Origin of the sequence: Pelagovum pacificum (assembly GCF_016134045.1) — a bacterium.
GTDB lineage: Bacteria > Pseudomonadota > Alphaproteobacteria > Rhodobacterales > Rhodobacteraceae > Oceanicola > Oceanicola pacificus_A.
Genome location: NZ_CP065915.1, coordinates 295,338 through 313,990, shown reverse-complemented (window position 1 = coordinate 313,990; position 18,653 = coordinate 295,338). Strand labels below are relative to the sequence as shown.

The 18,653-nt window shown below is 64.4% G+C and carries 20 protein-coding genes and 1 pseudogene; 11 read left to right on the top strand and 10 right to left on the bottom strand.

The window, feature by feature from the left end:
* Complete coding sequence (locus I8N54_RS01655) at nt 1-1,065, bottom strand: hypothetical protein (RefSeq protein ID WP_197097541.1); 1,065 nt, start codon at nt 1,063-1,065, stop codon at nt 1-3.
* A gap of 169 nt (nt 1,066-1,234) precedes the next feature.
* On the opposite strand from I8N54_RS01655, the gene I8N54_RS01650 reads away from it, so the two are divergent.
* On the top strand, nt 1,235-3,127 hold the full coding sequence (locus tag I8N54_RS01650; protein ID WP_140194248.1) for a propionyl-CoA synthetase: 1,893 nt from the start codon (nt 1,235-1,237) through the stop codon (nt 3,125-3,127).
* Here I8N54_RS01650 and I8N54_RS01645 read toward each other — a convergent pair whose 3' ends face one another.
* Complete coding sequence (locus tag I8N54_RS01645; RefSeq protein ID WP_140194249.1) at nt 3,128-3,676, bottom strand: hypothetical protein; 549 nt, start codon at nt 3,674-3,676, stop codon at nt 3,128-3,130.
* On the opposite strand from I8N54_RS01645, the gene I8N54_RS01640 reads away from it, so the two are divergent.
* Nucleotides 3,675-4,523, top strand: coding sequence for a M15 family metallopeptidase (locus I8N54_RS01640; protein ID WP_140194250.1), 849 nt, complete (start codon nt 3,675-3,677; stop codon nt 4,521-4,523). The genes I8N54_RS01645 and I8N54_RS01640 overlap by 2 nt on opposite strands.
* A 135-nt stretch (nt 4,524-4,658) precedes the next feature.
* Here I8N54_RS01640 and I8N54_RS01635 read toward each other — a convergent pair whose 3' ends face one another.
* The 4 genes from I8N54_RS01635 to I8N54_RS01620 all read right to left on the bottom strand — a co-directional run bounded on the left by I8N54_RS01635 (nt 4,659) and on the right by I8N54_RS01620 (nt 7,088).
* Nucleotides 4,659-5,045, bottom strand: coding sequence for a curlin (locus tag I8N54_RS01635; protein WP_140194251.1), 387 nt, complete (start codon nt 5,043-5,045; stop codon nt 4,659-4,661).
* A 104-nt stretch (nt 5,046-5,149) separates the two neighbouring features.
* Nucleotides 5,150-5,533, bottom strand: coding sequence for a curli-like amyloid fiber formation chaperone CsgH (csgH, locus tag I8N54_RS01630; RefSeq protein ID WP_140194252.1), 384 nt, complete (start codon nt 5,531-5,533; stop codon nt 5,150-5,152).
* A 73-nt stretch (nt 5,534-5,606) separates the two neighbouring features.
* Complete coding sequence (locus I8N54_RS01625; RefSeq protein WP_140194253.1) at nt 5,607-6,047, bottom strand: curlin; 441 nt, start codon at nt 6,045-6,047, stop codon at nt 5,607-5,609.
* A 276-nt stretch (nt 6,048-6,323) separates the two neighbouring features.
* Nucleotides 6,324-7,088 (bottom strand): NAD kinase, encoded by a 765-nt coding sequence (locus I8N54_RS01620; protein ID WP_140194254.1) that lies wholly within the window; start codon nt 7,086-7,088, stop codon nt 6,324-6,326.
* Nucleotides 7,089-7,264: 176 nt separating this feature from the next.
* Between I8N54_RS01620 and glyA the strand changes: the two genes are divergently transcribed.
* Nucleotides 7,265-8,548: a serine hydroxymethyltransferase gene (gene glyA / locus I8N54_RS01615; protein ID WP_140194255.1), complete on the top strand. Its 1,284-nt coding sequence runs from the start codon at nt 7,265-7,267 to the stop codon at nt 8,546-8,548.
* On the opposite strand, the gene I8N54_RS01610 is transcribed toward glyA, so the two are convergent.
* Entirely contained in the window at nt 8,545-8,916 is a 372-nt protein-coding gene (locus tag I8N54_RS01610; protein ID WP_140194256.1) for a hypothetical protein, read from the bottom strand. The genes glyA and I8N54_RS01610 overlap by 4 nt on opposite strands.
* Before the next feature lie 51 nt (nt 8,917-8,967).
* Here I8N54_RS01610 and I8N54_RS01605 point away from each other — a divergent pair, with 51 nt between their 5' ends.
* Nucleotides 8,968-9,693: an alpha/beta fold hydrolase gene (locus I8N54_RS01605; protein WP_140194257.1), complete on the top strand. Its 726-nt coding sequence runs from the start codon at nt 8,968-8,970 to the stop codon at nt 9,691-9,693.
* A gap of 146 nt (nt 9,694-9,839) precedes the next feature.
* Here the strand turns inward: I8N54_RS01605 and I8N54_RS01600 are convergent, their stop codons facing one another.
* A complete protein-coding gene (locus tag I8N54_RS01600; RefSeq protein ID WP_140194258.1) occupies nt 9,840-10,079 on the bottom strand; it encodes a hypothetical protein in 240 nt (79 codons plus the stop codon).
* Between the two features lie 143 nt (nt 10,080-10,222).
* Between I8N54_RS01600 and I8N54_RS01595 the strand changes: the two genes are divergently transcribed.
* The 5 genes and pseudogenes from I8N54_RS01595 to I8N54_RS01575 all read left to right on the top strand — a co-directional run bounded on the left by I8N54_RS01595 (nt 10,223) and on the right by I8N54_RS01575 (nt 12,200).
* Nucleotides 10,223-10,423, top strand: coding sequence for a DUF3072 domain-containing protein (locus tag I8N54_RS01595; protein ID WP_140194259.1), 201 nt, complete (start codon nt 10,223-10,225; stop codon nt 10,421-10,423).
* 85 nt (nt 10,424-10,508) lie between these two features.
* A complete protein-coding gene (locus I8N54_RS01590; RefSeq protein ID WP_140194260.1) occupies nt 10,509-10,676 on the top strand; it encodes an entericidin A/B family lipoprotein in 168 nt (55 codons plus the stop codon).
* 90 nt (nt 10,677-10,766) lie between these two features.
* A pseudogene (locus I8N54_RS20335) lies at nt 10,767-10,835 on the top strand (DUF3072 domain-containing protein); the annotation flags it as partial.
* A 151-nt stretch (nt 10,836-10,986) separates the two neighbouring features.
* Nucleotides 10,987-11,562, top strand: a complete 576-nt coding sequence (locus I8N54_RS01580) for a hypothetical protein (protein WP_140194261.1) — start codon at nt 10,987-10,989, stop codon at nt 11,560-11,562.
* Nucleotides 11,563-11,663: 101 nt separating this feature from the next.
* Entirely contained in the window at nt 11,664-12,200 is a 537-nt protein-coding gene (locus I8N54_RS01575; RefSeq protein ID WP_140194262.1) for a hypothetical protein, read from the top strand.
* Nucleotides 12,201-12,292: 92 nt separating this feature from the next.
* Here I8N54_RS01575 and lepA read toward each other — a convergent pair whose 3' ends face one another.
* Nucleotides 12,293-14,095, bottom strand: a complete 1,803-nt coding sequence (gene lepA, locus I8N54_RS01570; RefSeq protein ID WP_140194263.1) for a translation elongation factor 4 — start codon at nt 14,093-14,095, stop codon at nt 12,293-12,295.
* A 272-nt stretch (nt 14,096-14,367) separates the two neighbouring features.
* On the opposite strand from lepA, the gene I8N54_RS01565 reads away from it, so the two are divergent.
* Both I8N54_RS01565 and I8N54_RS01560 read left to right on the top strand, forming a co-directional pair.
* On the top strand, nt 14,368-15,996 hold the full coding sequence (locus tag I8N54_RS01565; RefSeq protein ID WP_197097542.1) for a tannase/feruloyl esterase family alpha/beta hydrolase: 1,629 nt from the start codon (nt 14,368-14,370) through the stop codon (nt 15,994-15,996).
* An 82-nt stretch (nt 15,997-16,078) separates the two neighbouring features.
* Entirely contained in the window at nt 16,079-17,581 is a 1,503-nt protein-coding gene (locus I8N54_RS01560; protein WP_140194265.1) for an MORN repeat-containing protein, read from the top strand.
* Nucleotides 17,582-17,678: 97 nt separating this feature from the next.
* Here the strand turns inward: I8N54_RS01560 and I8N54_RS01555 are convergent, their stop codons facing one another.
* On the bottom strand, nt 17,679-18,614 hold the full coding sequence (locus I8N54_RS01555; protein ID WP_197097543.1) for an LCCL domain-containing protein: 936 nt from the start codon (nt 18,612-18,614) through the stop codon (nt 17,679-17,681).
* Nucleotides 18,615-18,653 lie beyond the last annotated feature (39 nt).

Here is an 18,653-nt window from a genome sequence, read left to right as displayed (position 1 = left end):
CTACTCTAGCAGGACCAGCTCCCCATCGTCCCAGAGATAGCTGGCGAAGCAGGGATCGGTCCCCTCGCAGGACTCCGGGTCCTTCTCGAAGGTCATGATGACGGTCTGAAGCACCGATGACTCGATATAGTCGTCACTGAACACCTGCTCGTAGGTGCCGTCGCCAAGCCCCCGGTAGATGTCCGTCCGGCAGGCAAGCCGATCGCAATAGAGGTCGGCCGCCGCATCGCAGACGGCGGCGGCATAGCTGACTTCGATGTCCTTGACGCCGTCGCGGTCGAAGTCGCCCTCTTTCGCGAAATGCTCCTGCACCTCGACGAAGGTCCCGCCGTGGTCGAGGCAGGCGGCGTCGATCTCCTCGAGCACCAGCGCGACGGGATCGACGATTTCCCCTTCCTCATTCACGCCGACACCCGGACCACCGTCCGCCGCAGGCGCCGCGGTGACGACGATCGGTGCGTCCGGGTCGGGTAGCGACGCGTCTTCCTCCGCCTCGTCGGTCGGGGCCGACGGCGCCGCCTCGCTGTCGGCCGTGACCGGCGGCGCAGCGCGCTCTGGCTCCGCCTCTTCCTCGTCCGGTGCGGCGAGGGCAGCCTCTTCACAGGCGGTGAGCGCAGTGGACAGGGCGGCACTCGACCCGGCGAGGGAGAATGGCCGGTTCGCCCGCACGGGCCGGTTCAGTATGGTGAAGGACGCATCCGTCCCGCCGCGCATCCGCGCCAGCAGATCGCTGTCGCGCGCCGCGTCAAACGGGGCGGTGTAGTTGTTCGGAATATCTTCCACCGGATCAAGCGACAGCGTTCCGGCTTCGCGGCGATCCACGGTCCAGACCCCCTCCACCGTCGGCTGGACCTCGGCCTCCGTCAGCCGGATGAGGAAATCCACGACGCCGTCCGCGTCGCACCCGATCTCGAGGCAGAAGTAACCCCCCGCCGAAATTTCCCCGTAAGGACAGGTTACAGCGGCGCGGCGACCGGTGTCGTCGTCAGCGACATAGCTCCAGCGCCCCTGCGCGGCGGCAGGGAGCGCGAGAATCGCCAGCATAACGGTCAGCAGGATTCGCAAAGGCCGCTCCTCCATCAAACGGGCAGACTTCACCAACATACCGCCTCGCATCGTTTGGCGACAGGGTGCGAGGGTACTGTTGGCGCAATCATGTCGCAGCCCATTGCCGCAAGCTGACCTGCAAGCCTATCCTGCGCTTCGGGAGCAGGGAGAGGGAGGACCGAGGCACATGGGCTACCGTGAAGTCTACGAGGGGTGGAAGGCCGATCCGGACAAATTCTGGATGGAAGCCGCCAAGGCGATCGACTGGGACCGTGAGCCGACGAAGGCGCTTTCCGGCGAAGCCCCGGTTCACGAGTGGTTCGCCGACGGCATGGTCAACACCTGCTGGAACGCCGTAGACCGCCATGTCGAGGCCGGCCGAGGCGAACAGGTGGCGATCATCCACGACAGCCCCGTGACCCGCACAAAGCGCGAGATCACCTATTACGAACTGCGCAACCGCGTCGCCACGCTTGCGGGGGCCCTGAAGGCGAAAGGGATCGAGAAGGGCGACCGCGTCGTCATCTACATGCCGATGATCCCCGAAGCGCTGGAGGCGATGCTCGCCTGTGCCCGGCTCGGCGCGATCCATTCCGTCGTCTTCGGCGGTTTCGCGAGCCACGAGCTTGCCGTCAGGATCGACGACGCCAAACCCAAGTGCATCATCGCCGCCGCCTGCGGCATAGAGCCGGGCCGCGTCATCCACTACAAACCTCTTCTCGACGGCGCGCTGGAGCAGTCGGACCACCAGCCGGAATTCTGCGTCATCCTCCAGCGCGAGCAGGAGGTCGCCAAGCTGACCGAGGGCCGTGACGTGAACTGGCACGGCTTTCAATACGGGGTGGAGCCGGCAGACTGCGTGCCGGTCGAAGGCAACCACCCGGCCTACATCCTCTACACCTCCGGAACGACCGGCCAGCCCAAGGGCGTCGTCCGCCCGACCGGCGGGCACCTCGTCGCGCTGAACTGGACGATGAAGAACATCTACGGCGTCGAGCCGGGAGAAGTGTTCTGGGCGGCCTCGGACGTCGGCTGGGTCGTGGGACACAGCTACATCTGCTACGCCCCGCTGATCCACGGCAACACAACGATCGTCTTCGAGGGCAAACCTGTCGGCACCCCCGATGCCGCGACCTTCTGGAGAGTCATCTCCGAACACCGGGTGGCCAGCTTCTTTACCGCCCCGACCGCCCTGAGGGCGATCAAGCGGGACGATCCGAAGGGCGAGTTGATCCAGGATTACGACATCTCCTGCTTGCGGGCGCTCTACCTCGCGGGCGAGCGAGCCGACCCCGATACGATCGAGTGGGCGCAGACCGTGATGAACGTCCCGGTCTACGACCACTGGTGGCAGACCGAGACCGGCTGGACAATCGCCGGCAATCCCGCCGGTATCGAGCCGCTGTCGGTCAAGATCGGCTCCCCCACCGTTCCGATGCCGGGTTACGACGTCCACATCCTCGGCGAGGACGGGACGGAGCTGCCAGCCGGCCGGCTCGGCGCGATCGCAGTGAAACTGCCGCTGCCGCCGGGCACGCTGCCGACGCTCTGGAACGCGGATGAACGGTTCCGAAAGGCCTACCTCGACCACTTCCCAGGCTATTACGAGACGGGCGACGCCGGGATGAAGGACGAGGACGGCTACCTCTGGATCATGGCCCGCACGGACGACGTCATCAACGTGGCCGGCCACCGTCTGTCCACCGGCGCGATCGAGGAAGTGCTCGCCGGTCATGCCGATGTCGCCGAATGCGCGGTGATCGGCGTGGCTGACTCGCTCAAGGGTCAGTTGCCAATGGGGTTCCTCTGCCTGAACAAGGGCTGCGACCGCGACCACGACACGGTGGTCAAGGAATGTATCGCCCGCGTCCGCGACCAGATCGGGCCGGTCGCGGCATTCAAGCTCGCGGCTGTGGTGGATCGTCTGCCGAAGACCCGGTCGGGCAAGATACTTCGCGCGACGATGGCCAAGATCGCCGACGACGTGGAGTTCAGGACTCCCGCGACGATCGACGATCCTGCGATCATCGATGAGATCCGGGAGGCGATCCGCCCGCTTGGCTACGGCAAGGCCGGCTGATCAGAATCCGGGTTCGTCGATCAGCGCGCGGATCTGCGGGCGGCTCTCGACGAATACCGATCGGTCGAGCGCGCGATCGAACGGCGCGCTCGGCTCGCCGTTGTCGGTGGTGTACTGGAAGTATCCGCCCTCGGGATTGCGGTAGTAGGCGACGCAGGACCAGCCCTCGACTTCGCCGATCGCGGCCCGGCAGGCCGCCGCGTCGATGTCCCGGGCAAGCGACGGCGGCAGATCGGACACGACCCGAAGGTCGGCGCGGCGCATATCCATGCAGAGCTGACCGTCCCGCGTCACCGCCGGCACGTCGAGCCGGATCACGATGCGGGGCTCGGCCGAATAGGCGAAGACGAGCCTCAGATCGGGGCGCGCCACGCTGCCGCGATGTTCCACGAGGCCAAGGCAGGTGTCGCCGTCTTGCGCGATGCATTCCTGCGTCAGGCCCGGGTTCTCGGCCCGAACTTCGTCGTAGGGCACGAAGCTTTCCTGCGCAGCGATGATCGACGGAATCGTTGCGCCGGCAATCGCGGCGTGAGCAAGATAGCGCAGCATGGAGTCCCCTTTTTCTCTGGCGCCATCTAGGCGTGTCACCCTCGTCGCGGCAACCCTTCTGGCCTTCATTGGCGGAGCGGCGCTGGCACAGGATTGCCGGGCGGTCGACTGGACGCGGGCGTTCTTGCCCGGCGGCGGCGACCCCATAGAGACGGCGATCGAGACGGCCTATCCCGGCAGCGACCTGGACTGGGCCGCCGGTATCTTTACCACGCCCGATGGACTCCAGGTCCCGGCCGTGCCCGCCAGCGACGCCACCCCGGCCGAGCGGCTCGCCGCCGCGACGTTCGGGGACCAGTTCACGGTCGTCTATCCGCTGGAATTCGACCTCTCCGCCCGGCTCGAGCCATGGGCCGATCCGGGGCGCTATCGGGACGAGGGGTTTCTGCGGGCGCTCTATGGCGACAGCGCCGAGGAGGTCCGCCAGAGCCTCGTGCGTGTGGGCTACAACGACGGTGCGATCACGGCGGAGTTCTTTGTCACCTCGCGGCACTGCGTCTACGCCCAGCTCCAGGCGGCGCTCGATCGGATCGAGAACCAGGACAACGGCGAGATGTTCATGTCGATCGGCGGCAGCTTCAACTGGCGCACCATCGCCGGCACCGAGCGCCTGTCCGTGCATTCCTTCGGCGCCGCGGTCGACATCAACAGCCAGCTTGGTGGCTACTGGCGCTGGTCCGGGGCGACCGAGGGCGCGGTCGGCGAGTTCGACAACCGCGTCCCCCGCGACCTTGTGGAGGCGATGGAGCGCTACGGCTTCATCTGGGGCGGCAAGTGGCACCATTTCGACGGCATGCACTTCGAGTACCGGCCGGAGCTGATCCTCTACGCGCGGCTGATGAGATAGCCCCTCACCCTACCCTCTCCCCCAATGGGGGTCATAATGACGCGCTACACATCAACCAGACACGACAAAGCCCTCTCCCCATGGGGGAGAGGGTTGGGTGAGGGGGAAAACGGTTCGGAGACGGAAAAGGCCAGTTCAGAACCCGTAGACGAACGTCAGCCCCGACTGTCCGCCGCTCTGGCTGACATGCGCGTTGGAGTTGTTGCCGGACTGGAACAGGCCGTGCGCGTTGTTGCAGCCGTTCTGGCTCAGCGTGCCGGTGTGGCCGGAACCGTTCTGCTCGATTAGGCCGGTATTGCAGGCGCCGTTCTGGTAGAGCCCGGCGGCGTTGTTGATGCCGTTCTGGGTGACCTGACCGTTCGTCTCGTAGTCCTTGTGCAGCATGTAGGCGGCAAGTCCGAAACGGATCAGAGCGTCTTCCTTCTGGTTCGTCGGGTTCACGGTGAAGCTGATCTGGCCATCGGCGGAGGCGGAGATCGCGGTGAGGCTGAGAGCGGCGGAGAGAATGACGGTACGGAGCATGGCAGCAATCCTTTGGGTCTAGATGTTTGTCGAAAATGACTTTGGGTCTTCGTGGGACGGGGCCTGCCGGATCCGCGCTAATTCGGGATCCGGCACCCCGGGACTTACGGCATCATCGGGCAGACGAGGTCCGCTCCGCTGACATTGACGGTGAGCTGACCGTCGATATCGGCAGCACGGCCGTTGAACTCGGCGCGGCCGATCCGGCCGCTTTCGCCGGCGGCGAGGGTGAAGGCACCGCCCTGCTGGACTTGCGCGGTCCCGCCACCGGCGGACCGGGTGAGGTTCAGGGCGTAGGAGCCAGAGACGGCGGTGTCCGACTGAACGACGCCTTCGACGGTGACCATCCCGCCGGCCTCGGTAACCTGGAGCCCGCAGCGAAGCGGGGCGGCCGTGGCGGTCTCGGTGCCGGTGGCGGCGGGAACCGCGCAGGCGGCAGCCACGACAGCGGCGGAGGCGGCGGCGATGGCGCGAATGGTGGCAATCATGGGATCAATCCTTTCTAGGAATGGGTGAGGCCCGGGCGGCGCGCCCTCATGGTGCGCCGGCCCGGAGGACGGGTCAGTCCTGCACGATGACCGAGACGTTGCCCGAGCCGCGCTGCGTGGTGTTGGCGCTGTTGCCGTGGCCCGACTGGATCGTGGCGGACGCGTTGCAGTTGCCCGACTGGGTCGTCGACGCGTTGTTGTGTCCGCCGAATTGGGCGATGCCGGCGACGTTGCAGCGGCCGTACTGCTGGGTCAGCGCCCCGTTGTGGTGCCCGTTCTGGCCGATGACCGTCTTGTTGAAGTTGCCGTCCTGGAGCGCCACGGAGCTGTTGCCCCAGCCGCCCTGGTCGACCGTCAGGCGGTTGCCGAAGCCGTACTGGCCGCCGCCCGCTTCATTGTGCCAGCCCCACTGGTGAACGTTGGCGTAGTTGCCGTCCGCCAGAGAGGGAGAGGCGGCGCCGAGCACGATGGCGAGGGAAACGGCGGAGGTCTTGATGAAGGTAACGAGTTTCATGGTGTAAGGTCCTTTGGTTCTAAAAAGCTGATGTTGGCAGCGTGTTGGGTGTGTCTGGTTTCGGTTTCGTCTCGACCCCGTGTCGTTGCTGGCCCGGTGCCGATGACCTGATGAAGGGCCTTGCCGGGGATGCAGACAATATCGGGGGTCTGACAGGTCATGACGCCTGCGCTGCAAGGCTCTGACCGGGCAATGCTATCGGATAGCAGCCGTTCGATTTACGTAAGGTAAACCACTCTGCGCGCAGGTTTTCCGCGTCTCGGCAGACGTAACGGTTCAGACGAACTGTTCGCGGATCAGCCGTTCTTCGAGGCCATGACCCGGATCGAAAAGGATCCGGTGCGAGATGTCGGGGGAGCTCTTTATCTCGACTCGCGCCACATCGGGCACCGAGGCCGAGTCGGCGACAGCCATGACGGGCCGCTTGTTAGGCTCTAGCACCTCGAAATTGACCGTGGCGGAGATCGGGACGAGCGCGCCACGCCATCTGCGGGGCCGGAACGCAGCCACGGCGGTGATGGCGAGCACCTTCGAATCGATCGGCAGGATCGGTCCGTGCGCGGAATAATTGTAAGCCGTCGACCCGGCGGGCGTCGCGACGAGCGCGCCGTCGCAGACCAGCTCCGCCATCCGGAGCCGGTCGTCGACCGTGATCCTCAGCTTCGCGGCCTGAGGCCCGGCGCGCAGCAGCGAGACTTCGTTGATGGCGAGTGACTCGTGCACCTCACCGGCCACTGTCGTCGCCGTCATGTGCAGCGGGTGGATGACCGCCTCTTCGGACGCGGCCAGCCGCTCGATCAACCCGGCGGAGCGATACTCGTTCATCAGGAAGCCGACCGTGCCACGGTTCATACCGAACACCGGCGCGGGCAAGTGCTGTGTCGCGTGCAGCGTCTGGAGCATGAAGCCGTCCCCGCCGAGCGCAACGATCACCTCCGCCTCTTCGAGCGACACGTCGCCATGCGCCTCGGTCAGGGCGAGGCGTGCCTCCTCCGCGATGGGAGAAGAGCTGGCACGAAATGCGATGCGACGCGGGGACATGGGTAGGTCTGACCTCCGAAGTTTCCGCCGAACCCTGCCCTGTCGCCGATCGGAAAGGCAAGCACACGATCCGTGACGTTCGGGACGCGCCCCGCGTCGGTTTCGCCCTTTAGACCCCGGCCCCGGCTCGTTAGAAGGACGCAACCCGCCTTCCGGCAGCCAAGGAGACTTGCCACATGACCGACGACGGCTTCTTCACCGAGAAACTTGCCAGCCGCGATCCCGAGATTTGGGGCGCCATCCAGAAAGAACTCGGTCGGCAGCAGAACGAGATCGAGCTGATCGCTTCCGAGAACGTCGTGTCCGCCGCCGTCCTCGAGGCACAGGGCTCGGTGATGACGAACAAGTATGCAGAGGGCTACCCGGGCCGTCGCTACTATGGCGGCTGCCAGTTCGTCGACATCGCCGAAAACCTCGCCATCGAACGCGCATGCGAGCTTTTCTCATGCCAGTTCGCCAACGTGCAGCCGAACTCCGGCTCCCAGGCCAACCAGGGGGTCTATACCGCCCTGCTCCAGCCCGGTGACACGATCCTCGGGATGAGCCTCGACGCCGGCGGGCACCTGACCCACGGCGCCAAGCCGAACCAGTCGGGCAAATGGTTCAATGCGATCCAGTACGGCGTGCGTCGTCAGGACAGCCTGCCCGACTACGACCAGATCCAGGCGCTCGCCACCGAACACCAGCCGAAGATGATCATCGCCGGCGGTTCGGCCATCCCCCGCATCCTCGACTTCGAGAAGTTCCGTGAGATCGCCGACAGCGTGGGCGCCTACCTCGTCGTGGACATGGCCCACTTCGCCGGCCTCGTCGCGGCGGGCATCTACCCCTCGCCCTTCCCGCACGCCCACGTCGCGACGACCACGACGCACAAGACCCTCCGCGGTCCGCGCGGCGGCATGATCCTCACCAACGACGAGGACATCTCGAAGAAGATCAACTCCGCGATCTTCCCCGGCATCCAGGGCGGGCCGCTGATGCACGTGATCGCCGGCAAGGCTGTGGCCTTCGGCGAGGCGCTGCGCCCCGGCTTCAAGGAATATCAGCAGCAGGTGGTCGACAACGCCATCGCACTGGCCGACCAGCTGATGAAGGGCGGGCTCGACATCGTCACCGGCGGCACCGACAGCCACGTGATGCTCGTCGACCTCCGGCCGAAGAATGTGAAGGGCAACGCCACCGAGAAGGCGCTCGGCCGCGCGCACATCACCTGCAACAAGAACGGCATTCCCTTCGACCCGGAAAAACCGATGGTCACCTCCGGCGTCCGCCTCGGCACGCCGGCCGGCACCACGCGCGGCTTCGGTGAGGCCGAGTTCCGGCAGATCGGCGACTGGATCGTCGAAGTGGTCGACGGGCTCGCTGCCAACGGGGACGAAGGCAACGCCGACGTCGAAGCCAAGGTGAAAGCCGAGGTCGAGGCGCTGTGCGAGAAGTTCCCGATCTACCCCGGGCTCTAGAGAAACCCGCGCCAGGCGAGGACGGCAATCAGAAACGCCGCCACGACCAGCAGGTTGCCAACGATCGTCGCGACAATGGAGAGGTGCCGCATCCGGCGCCTCTCCTCCGGATCGATCCCCTCCAGATAGAAGACCAGCCGCTGCTGCGCCTGCCGCGCACCGGCAAGGTCGATCTGCCGTCCGGCCCTCGGGTGTCGGGCGACTTGCGCCGCCTGCGCGAGCCGCGCCCCGTCCCGGCGCAGCGGACGCGGCAGCAGCCTTCCGACGCGCCTCAACTGGACGGTCAGAGTCGGCCCGCTGACACCGAACTTCTGCCGCAGCAGGCCGCGAACCTCTTCCACCTCGGATTTCAGCGCGTTAGGCGTCATAAAAGACAGGATTAGCCACGCCGCCCAAGGCTGGCAACTGAGGATACATCCATGCTGAACGCCACCGTCACCGGGGAAGGCAACGATCACAAGCTCCTGCTCGCACATGGGCTATTCGGGTCGGGTCGCAACCTCGGCATCATCGCCAAGCGACTCTCCGACGCGTTCGAGGTGACTTCGGTCGACATGCGCAACCACGGCTCCAGCCCGTGGTTCGACACGCACACCTACTTCGACATGGCCGACGATCTCGCTGATTTCGCGGACGGTGACGTGATGGGACACTCGATGGGGGGCAAGGCGGCGATGGTGCTGGCGCTGCGACACCCCGAGAAGGTCCGCCGCCTCATCGTCGCCGACATCGCGCCAGTCGGCTATCAGCACACGCAGATGCACCTCGTCGAGGCGATGAAAGCACTCGACACCGACCAGCCGTCGCGGAGCGCCGCACGGGACGCGCTGGACGTGCCCGAAGATGTGAAGGATTTCCTGATCCAGAGCTTCGACGTCAAGAACAAGCGCTGGCTGCTTAACCTCGACGTCCTCGGTGCGGAGATGGACAAGATCGTCGGCTTTCCGGACGTCTCGGGCACCTTCGAGGGCCCGACGCTGTTCCTGTCCGGCGGTGACAGCGACTACGTGAAGCGGGAACACCGCGACCGGATCAAGTCGCTGTTCCCCAATGCCAAATTCGCGAAGATCCCCGGATCGGGCCACTGGATCCACGCGGAGAAACCGCGCGAGTTCGAAGCCGCGATCCGGACCTTCTGCAGCTGACGCCTCAGCGGTCGCGGCGCACCCGCACCGGAAGCGTCGCATGTTTCGCGGCCATGCGCGTCAGGGCGAAAAGCCCGGCGGCGGTGGTGGCGATGGCAGCGGTCAGGACGAATTCGTTCATGAGGTCTTCCTTCGATATCGCGACGTTACCCGTGAGCCGGGCGGCGGAGCGGTCTGTCGGAGCGGGCGTCCCACGTCGGGTCCCCCCGCTTGATGCGACGGGCGAGGATACGGCCCGCCGGCCAGGCGAGCACCAGCCCCGTCACCACAGAGATGGCCACCGCCTGCCAGCTGTAGAACCCCAGTGCGAAGCACAGGATCGTGAGCGCGCCGGCGATGGTCGGTCCGGTGAGAAAGACGGCGAGGTGATGGCTGAGACGGGTCATGGTCGGCTCCCTTTGCTGACAGAACGCTTCCGTGCCGGGGCGGTTCCCGCGCGCACCGGGCCTGCCCCCTGCCCGCTCACAGGCTCACTCGGAACCGGCCGGCGCCCGGCGGGTTGTCAGCGCAGGAACGAATGGAGAACGCCATGACCGACGATCCCAAGAGCAACCCGCACGGCAACGCCGAGAAGGACCCCGAGGACTGGGTCAGCGGAGACGACCCGATGACCGGCGCGCAGGCGAGCTACCTCAAGACGCTGTGCGAGTCCGCCGGAGAGGAGTTCGACGACAGCCTCACCAAGGCCGAGGCCTCCGAGCGGATCGACGCGCTGAAAGCAGGAAACTGAGCCCCCAACCCGAGTTTCGCGCCCCTGCGTGGAACGCCGGTTGTCCGCAGCAGTTGTCTGCTCGACAACCGAGGAGCACGAGCCGATGAAAACCTACCTGCTGATAGCCAGCCTTGCCGTCCTGAGTGCCTGCAACACCGTCGCCGGTGTTGGACAAGACGTTCAGAACGCCGGGCAGGTCATGACCGGAGAAGCCCGCGAGCAACAGGGTGCCTGTATTAACGGTATGCTGGCGGACGGGACGCCTTGCTAGGATTAGGCGCCGGTCCTGACAGTGGGGTAAGGGCCGGCCTTGGCGGTTAATTGAAGGCCGGCAGACCCTTTCTTTCAATGGAGGGTCAGCGGAGACGACCCGATGACCGGCGTGCAGGCGAGCTACCTCAAGGCGCTGCGCGAGTCAGCCTGGGAGTAATTCGACTACAGCCTGAAGAAGCCCGAGGCGTGGGAGCGGATTGATCGGTTGAAGGGGTGAGGGTGGGGCTGAGGCTAACCACTCAGGACCTAGCAAACTTACACAAACTATGTACAATCAATATGGAGATTGGCCTTAAACGAAATCAACAATGAAGCTTGAAACAACTACGATCGTTATTGCGCTAGCTTCTGCGGCGTGTTTCGTTATTGGATATAGCTATCTTTATGGCTACTATAGCTATTTCGGGGTTGAGCCCAGCGACTTGGAATTGGGCCTGCAAGCTATTGCAAGCCACTCAATGACAGCAATTAGAATTGCACTTACTGAATATTATTTATTCTTTATGCTGGTTGCGTTTATTTTCCTAACCATCACGGCAGCTCAAAGCAGACTTTACTCATTCGATTGGTTACACCAATTTCTTATTACCCTTATATCAACAGTTCTTCTGGTTTGCCTATTTAGCGCCGACCGTTTTGGGCTAATTGCAGCAAAGAATGGCTTTCGATATCTACCGATCGTTACAGTGTTAGACAGCTCTTTGAGCGAGCTTCGAACCACTATAGGAAACGACTTTCAAAAATACCAAATCCGATGGCTCAGCTCCGGGAAGCTGGGTAATATTTATGTGGCGAGTTTAGGGATAGGGGGATCTTCCGCAAGATGGATAATACGTACAAATCGAACAACAGGCGACTACGTTGTATATCAACTGGAGCTTTGACGAGCGCCATTGCCTTATGCTTTTCCCCTCTTCACTCTCAAGAGATTGGCGATCAAATCCCAACCGACTTAGACGCTCCACTCTTCGAACAGCACTATAGAATGGCTGGAGCGATGGATCAAAGACTAGGAGTTCGCCTAGCTTCAGGCAACGCAGATGGTCATAACTTTCGGTTTTGCGACGGGAGCACCGATGAGATCGATACAGATAGTCTTACTGCAGTCGACGAGGTATGCCCCAAAAATATCATTAATCCATTTATTACCAAAGAGATAATATTTAATGGAAATTTGGTGCCTTTGTCTCCCAATTACGAAATACTGGGCCACGATGCAGTAGCACAATTTAACCCAGAAGGAGGAGTAGACGCCCTTGTGTTTGATCTTTCGCCGGAGATGGCATCAGCTGGATTTCCAGAGGGTTCGACCATCACTATACCGCAATCATCGGGCGCGTTAACATTCACCACAAATCCGAATTCTGAGTTAGAGGCCGTAATAACTTATACTGGCACCACATTATCCGCTGAAACAACAGAATTAGACTTCAGCACTTGGATCTCTGGCGTAGAAGGCGCTAGCGTTTGCTTTGAAGGGCAGCAGCTTCTATCAGCCAACGAACCGTGCGCACCCTACTAATCATTGACCGAGGCCTCAGGTGGGTCGAGGAGTTCAGCAAATAAGCTCTTACTACGCCCACCGCCTTCATCCCCACATTGAAGCTGGACAGCCTAGCTGTCCATCTTCAACGCGCTGATGAAGGCCTCCTGCGGGATCTCCACCTTCCCGAACTGGCGCATCTTCTTCTTGCCCGCCTTCTGCTTGTCGAGCAGCTTGCGCTTCCGGGTGGCGTCGCCGCCGTAGCATTTGGCCGTCACGTCCTTGCGGAGCGCCGAGAGCGTCTCGCGGGCGATGACCTTGCCGCCGATGGCCGCCTGGATCGGGATCTTGAACATGTGGCGCGGGATCAGCTCTTTCAGCTTCTCGCACATCGCGCGGCCGCGCTGCTCTGACCGGTCGCGGTGGACCATCATCGACAGCGCGTCGACCGGCTCGTCGTTGACGAGGATCTGCATCTTCACGAGGTTGTCCTGCCGATACCCGATCATCTGGTAATCGAAGCTCGCGTAACCCTTCGTTACCGATTTCAGCCTATCGTAGAAGTCGAACACCACTTCGTTGAGGGGGAGGTCATAAACCACTAGCGGCCGCGTCCCGGCATAGGTCAGGTCCTGCTGGATGCCGCGCCGGTCCTGGCACAGCTTCAGCACGTCGCCGAGGTACTCGTCCGGCACCATGATGGTCGCCTTGATGCGCGGCTCCTCGATATGCTCGATGATCGTCGGGTCGGGCATGTCGGCGGGGTTGTGCAGCTCGATCATCTCTCCGTCGCGCATGTAGACGTGGTAGACCACGGACGGCGCGGTGGTGATCAGCTCGATATCGTACTCGCGCTCGATCCGGTCGCGGATCACCTCGAGGTGCAGCAGGCCGAGGAACCCGCAGCGGAAGCCGAAGCCCAGCGCGGCGGAGGTCTCCATCTCGTAGGAGAAGGACGCGTCGTTCAGGGCCAGCTTCTCGATCGCGTCGCGCAGGTCCTCGAACTCGGACGTGTCGACGGGGAAGAGGCCGCAGAACACAACCGGGATCGACGGCTTGAAGCCGGGGAGCGGCTTGTCCGTGCCCTTCTTCTCGGTCGTGATCGTGTCGCCGACCCGGGTGTCGCGCACCTGCTTGATCGACGCGGTGAGGAAGCCGATCTCGCCGGGGCCGAGCTCTTCGACATCGACCATGGCGGGCTTGTACACGCCGATCTTGTCGATCTCGTAGGTCCCGCCGGTCTTCATCATCTTGATGCGCTGGCCCTTCTTCATCACCCCGTCGATGATGCGGACGATGACCACGACGCCGAGGTAGGGGTCGTACTTGGAATCGACCAGCATCGCCTTCAGCGGCGCGTCCTTGTCGCCTTCCTTCGGCGGCGGCAGGCGCGTGACGATCGCCTCGAGCACGTCGGGAATGCCGACGCCCGTCTTGGCGGAGATCATGCAGGCGTCGTGCGCCTCGATCCCGATCACGTCCTCGATCTGCTCGATGATGCGCTCGGGTTCGGCGGCGGGCAGGTCGATCTTGTTGAGGACCGGCACGATCTCGTGGTTGGCGTCGATGGCGGTGTAGACGTTGGCCAGCGTCTGCGCCTCGACCCCCTGGGTGGCGTCGACGACGAGGAGCGACCCCTCCACCGCCTGCATCGAGCGGCTGACCTCGTAGGCGAAGTCGACGTGGCCGGGCGTGTCGATCAGGTTCAGCACGTACTTGTGGCCATCCTTCGCCGGATACTCGATCCGCACGGTGTTGGCCTTGATGGTGATGCCGCGTTCCCGCTCGATGTCCATGGAATCGAGCAGCTGGTCCTTCATGTCGCGCTCCGCCACCGTACCGGTGAGCTGGATCAGCCGGTCGGCCAGCGTCGACTTGCCGTGGTCGATGTGCGCCACGATGGAGAAGTTGCGGATATGGGCAAGGTCGGTCATACGGGCGTGTCCTCGGGGTTCGGGACCACATATCCGAATTGGCGGGAGATTCCAGTGTCTGCGTGCTTTGCGGGCCTCACGGCGACGTCACGGACCGGGATCGGACACTCGTCGGGCATCGGATACCCGCCCGATATCCGCCAACTGGCCGCGCGGTGAGTCCTGCGGGACTCAATCGGGTGAAAAAGTTGGGCCGGAACCTGCACTTGCTTGTTGCCGTCCCCGCCAGCGGCCTACCTTTGCGCTGAAGCCGGCTGGAAAGGGGCAAGGCCGTGGGTGCGCCGTTCGGCAGTTCGATCGCAGTTCTGTGTGCCCTGGTGGGCGGCACGCTCTCCGTTTCGGCGCAGGACGAGGCCGTTGCGGAGGAGGACGCCGCACCGGTTCAGATCAGCTGTGCCGACCTCGCCGCCGTGCCCTTCAGCGGGTTCACCATCACTTCGACCTTCCTCGGCACCGCGACGGAGGCGCGCCCGCAGCGTTGCCTTGTGAAAGCGGAGATCCCGCCCGAGCAGTCCGAGACCGGTGAATCCATCGGCCGCCCCATCCTGTTCGAGGCGCTGTTGCCCGAGGAGTGGAGCGGACGGTCCGTCCACTTCGGCTTTCAGGGTTATGGCACTGAGATACCGGCGCTCACCGGCGCGGACTGGCAGACACCGAACGCCGCCGAGGTGTTCCCTTTCAAGGCGCACGCACTCTACGGCGGCGATTCAGGGCACAGGGCCGACGATCTGCCGTCCCCGGAAGACCCTGCGTCCTTCGCATCCGACCCTGGCATGCTGGCGGATTTCGCGGAAGGCGCGACCGCCAAGGTCCATGCCGCCGCCCAGACCCTGATCGAGACACGCTACGGCACGCCGGCCGAACTGCGCTACTTCGTCGGCTTCGGGGACGGCGGGCGGCAGGGACTGATGGCGGCGCAGCGGCGGCCCGAGGACTACGACGGCATCCTCGCGGGAGAGCCGATCGTCGACTTCACCGGGCTGATGCTGCTGCGCGAGCGTGCGGCCCACCTGTTCGACGATCCCCGCGCCTATATCCCGCCCGAGATGCTGGATATCGTGAAGGAAGAAATCCGGGTGCAGTGCGACTGGCTCGACGGCGTGTCGGATGGTGTCATCGCGGATTGGGAGGGCTGCGCCCCCGACCTCGCCATCATCGCCTGCGCCGAGAGCGAAAGCGATCGCTGCCTGACCTTCGGCCAGATCGAGGCGCTGAACGCGCTGCATGCCCCGATGAGCACGGACCTGACCGTACATGCCGGCCTGCCGTGGGGCACGTCCGACTGGGACACTCGCTACATGGGCACCCCCGACATTCCGCCGACTGCGCGTGATCGCGTCGCCGACTTCCGGGACTGGTTCGTCACGCCGCCAATCGCGCCGGCGCCCACACCGGAAGACGAAGTGGCCGAGGACGACACCGATCAGGAAATCGTACTCGTCGCGCCGTCGCCCGCTCCGGACGCGGATGCGCGGATCGCGGAACTCGAACAGATGCTTGATGCGGAAGACCCGGACCTCGGCGCCTTCGCCGCCGCGGGCGGGCACCTGACCGTCTATGCCGGCAGCCTCTCCGAATACCCCCCGGGCGAGATGGCCGATCTCTGGCGTCGCATGGTGCGCGATCTTGGGCGGGAACGTGTCGACTCCTTCGTCCGCTTCTACGTCTTTCCCGGTGTGACCCATGACCGGGACGTTCCGGAGGGCATGCCGGCCGCCGCCGACCTGTTCGCCGCGCTCGAAGTCTGGGTAGAGTTCGAAGGCGTGCCCGAGGGCCTCGTCAATTCCTCGCCTGACGGCAGCGCGACGGCGGAGCGCCCCCTTTGCCCCTACCCGCTCGTGCCTCGGTACGACGGGGAAGGACCGCATGCTGAGGCCGCGAGCTTCGCCTGCGCGGAGTAAGGACAATGTCACCGCCGCGCCCGTTGCCGGGTCCAACGCCTTGGCCTAGTGTGCCTCTTCGAGGATATGGGGAGCTGAGCCGATGAAACGGACGATCCTTCTGGGTGGACTTGCCCTTGCGCTCGCGACCGGCGCAGGCGCGCAGACCGTCGAGACGAAGCAATACGACGACGGCGGGATCTACGAGGGCACGTTCCTGAACGGCCGCCAGCACGGACAGGGGACCTACCGCCTGCCGAACGGCTACGAATATGAGGGCAGCTGGTTCGAAGGCGAAATTCGCGGCGAAGGCACCGCGCGCTTCCCCAACGGCTCCGTCTACGTGGGCGAGTTCGCGGCCGGCAAGCCGAACGGTATCGGCACCATCACCTTCGCCGACGGCGGCACCTACGAGGGCGAGTGGGTCGACGGCAACATCGTCGGGCGCGGCACGGTCAACTACGCCAACGGCGTCACCTACACCGGCCAGTTCCGCAACTCGATGCACCACGGTCAGGGCACGCTCGTCGCTCCGAACGGCTACCAGTACTCGGGTGACTGGGTGAACGGCGTCAAGGAAGGCACCGGCACGATCACCTACCCCGACGGCGCGGTCTACACCGGTGCGATGGCCGGGGACGAGCGCGAGGGCGAAGGTACGCTCACCCTGCCCGACGGCATGGTTTACGAGGGCTCGTGGGTCGACGGCAAGATGGAGGGCACCGGCCAGCAGGTGCAGGCCAACGGCGACGTCTTCGAAGGCACGCTGACCAATGGCCTGCGCGAAGGCGAAGGCACCGTGACCTTCGCCAATGGCGACGTCTACGAGGGCAACTTCCACGAGGACCAGCGTCACGGTCAGGGCACCTTCACCGGGGCCGACGGCTACGTCTACGTCGGTCAGTGGAACATGGGCGAGATCGAGGGCCAAGGCGAAGTCACCTACCCGGACGGATCCGTCTACGAGGGCACGTTCCTCGACGATCTCGCCGACACCCGCTGCCCGGAAGAGGTCGAGGCCGCGCTCGACGCCGGCTCCGACCCCGAGGAGGTCGGCCATTGCTCGACCGGAGAGATTACCTATCCCGACGGCTCCACGTACGAGGGCCAGTGGGTGAGCGGTGTGATCCGGGGCGAGGGCCGCGCGACCTACCCCAACGGACAGGTCTACGAGGGCGGGTTCCTCAACGGTCGCAACCACGGCACCGGCACTATGACCTACTCCGACGGCTACACCTATGAGGGCGAGTGGGAGAACGGCAGCCGCAGCGGACAGGGCGTGTCGACCTATTCCGACGGCACGGTCTACGACGGCCAGTTCACCGAAGGACAGCGTGATGGACAGGGCACCATCACCATGCCCGACGGCTTCACCTACGAAGGACAGTGGGAGATGGGCGAGATCAGCGGCGCGGGTGTGGCGACCTACACCAACGGCGATGTCTACGAAGGCAATTTCGTCGGCGGTCGCCGTCAGGGCGAGGGCACGATGCGCTACGCCTCCGGCGAAGTGGCGGAGGGCGAATGGCAGGACGGCGACCTCGTCTCGGCACTGGAAGAAAACCAGGAGGAGAGTGCGGACGTCGAGGGTGAAGACGCTCAGTGACTGGCGCGATGGGTGCGCATCAAGCGCGCACCCTACGGGCCCGTCCGTGTAGGGTGCGCGCTTGATGCGCACCCACCCTCACATCCTGACGTGACTCTCACGGATAACTGCGGTTCCGATCGAAGATGATCGACATCTCGTTCTCGCCCCAGTCCATCGTCTCGACCCCGTTTGCGTCCGTGGCGAGGTAGGCGGCGAGGCCGGGATAGGCGAGCACGGTAACCGGTCCGCCGTCCGTACCGATGACGCCGGCATGCAGCGCCGCGGCACAGATGTCGCTGTCGGAGGTGTAGGGACCGCTGCCCCAGACAGAGCCGCTTGCGGCATCCGGCCCGCAGCCGCAGGCATATTCGACCTGCGTCTCGGGGAACGCGCCGCACATCTCGAACCCGGCAGGAATCGCGGAAGCTGTACGGAAGGTGAAGCTCGAGTCGTAGCTGCCCCAATCGCTCGTCGTGACGCCGTTCGCGCTGCTGGCGCTGTAGGTCTCCTGCCCCGGTTCGGCGATGGCGACGACCGTCCCGCCGTCCTCACCGATCACCCCGGCATGACGCGCGGCGGTACAGATGCTGCTGTCGGCGGTGTATGGATCGCTGCCCCAGATCGAACCGGTGCTGTCGTCGGCAGAGCAGCCGCACTCGTAGCTCGCCTCGCCGACCGGGTAGGCGCCGCAGGCCTCCGGTCCCGTCACGAATGAATAGCTTGTTCGATAGCTGCCCCAGTCCCGCGAATTGACGCCGTTCGCGCTCGAGCCGGTGTGGGACTCGAGCCCCTCGATCAGCTCGATCGTGACGGTCCCCCCGCTCTCGCGCGTGATGACGCCGGCATGGACCGCAGCAGCGCAGACATCGCTGTCACCCGTGTAGGTGCCGGTCCCCCAGAGGTTCGACCGAAGAAAGACACCTGCCCCGCAACTGCAACTGAACGTGCCCAGCTCTGTCGGCAATTGGGAGGGGCAGGCCTCCTGAGCGGCGGACAGCGATGCGGTAACGGACAGGAGTCCCGCGACGGCGACGGTCGGAATGCGTTTCATGGCGAACCTGCGATTAAAAAGATGCGCCGGCTCTCCTCC